We start from the raw sequence: 1,622 nt of genomic DNA, 5'->3' as shown, positions 1-1,622 counted from the left end.
ACACTGGGCGTTGCCGACGTGCGGCGCGCTCGGGCGTTTTATGAGCGGCTGGGTTGGCACGGTCAGGAGGTCGAAGAGACCGTGTTCTTTCAGGCCGGCGGCATCGCGCTGGTCCTCTGGGGCCGTGACAAACTCGCGCGCGACTGCGGTTTTACGGACGGGAGTATCACGGACAGGCCGGCAGGTGGCTTCAGTGGTGTCGCCCTCGCACACAATGTTCGGTCCGAGGCGGAGGTCGACGGTCTCATCGCGGCGGCGGAGCGGGCAGGGGGCACGGTCACCCGTCCGCCGGCCAAGACGTTCTATGGCGGCTATGCGGGGTTTTTCACCGATTTCGACGGCCACGCCTGGGAGATTGCGTACAACCCGGGCTTCCCGCTCGCGGCGGACGGCTCGATCACCGTCCCCGACTTCCCCGTCGGATGACCGGTCGGGGTGCCGTCGTATGCGCAGTGCGGCTTGGATGGCCGGTTCGGCAGATCGAAAGATCGTAGCTCGGCAGATCGAAAGGTAGCGGGCCGGCAGGTCGAAGGGGTGCTGCTAGGACGCTGGGGATCAGATGGGGATCAGGTTGACGAGACCTCATCTATGCGGGGAGTTCGGCGTAGGGGAGGGGTTGTTCGGCCCAGATGGTTTTTCCGGTGGAGGTTTGCCGGGTGCCCCATCGTTGGGTGAGCTGGGCGACGAGGAGCAGGCCGCGGCCGCCCTCGTCGAAGACGCGGGCCCGGCGTAGGTGGGGGGCGGCGTTGCTGGCGTCCGAGACCTCGCAGATGAGGGTGTTGTCCTGGATGAGCCGTAGCTGAATGGGGCCACCGCCGTAGCGGATGGCGTTGGTGACCAGCTCGCTGACGACCAGCTCGGTGATGTATGCGGCATCGTCCAGTCCCCACATGGTCAGTTGGTGAGATGCCTGTCTGCGGGCGTCGGCGACGACGGCGGGCTCAGCCGGCAGGCTCCAGGTGGCGACATGATCGGCGTCGAGGGTTTTCGTCCGGGCGAGGAGCAGGGCGACGTCGTCAGTAGGGCGCTCCGGCAGCAGCGCGTTCAGCACGTTGTCGCAGGTGTCCTCCAGGGACGGGGCGGGATGGGTCAGCGCGCGGCGTAGCAGCGCCAGCCCGTGGTCGATGTCGCGGTCCGTAGCCTCGATCAGGCCGTCGGTGTAGAGGGCGAGCAGGCTTCCTGCCGCCAGTTGCAGCTCGGTGGACTCGAAGGGCAGTCCGCCCAGGCCCAGTGGGGGGCCGGTGGGCACCTTGGGAAAGTCGACCGTGCCGTTGGGAGTGATGACGGCGGGTGCGGGGTGGCCGGCGCGGGCCAGTGCGCAGCGGCCGGAGACGGGATCGTAGACCGCGTAGAGGCAGGTGGCGCCGATTTCCCCGGCCGTGCGTGCGTTGGGGTCGCTGGCCGTCGGGCCTTCCTCGAGGTCGAGACGGATGACGATGTCGTCGAGCCGGGTGAGTAGTTCGTCGGGGGCCAGGTCGATGTCGGCGAGGGTGCGTACCGCGGTGCTCAGCCGTCCCATGGTCGCCGACGCGTGGACGCCGTGGCCGACGACGTCACCGACGACCAGAGCGACCCGGGCGCCGGACAGCGGGATCACGTCGAACCAGTCGCCGCCCACGCCC

2 protein-coding genes are annotated in these 1,622 nt (G+C 68.6%); one reads left to right on the top strand and one right to left on the bottom strand.

Annotated features, from left to right (window positions below):
- Positions 1-426 (top strand): VOC family protein (locus U9980_RS13695; protein WP_322768259.1); only part of this gene is annotated, 426 nt, incomplete at its 5' end.
- Positions 427-586: 160 nt separating this feature from the next.
- Here the strand turns inward: U9980_RS13695 and U9980_RS13690 are convergent.
- Positions 587-1,622, bottom strand: a 1,036-nt coding sequence (locus tag U9980_RS13690) for an ATP-binding SpoIIE family protein phosphatase (protein ID WP_322768258.1), incomplete at its 5' end; no start/stop codon positions are given.

This window comes from Protofrankia sp. Cr1 (assembly GCF_963555865.1).
Classification (GTDB): domain Bacteria; phylum Actinomycetota; class Actinomycetes; order Frankiales; family Frankiaceae; genus Protofrankia.
Note: the sequence above shows the minus strand (reverse complement) of the source record. Positions and strands in the feature narration are given on the sequence as shown.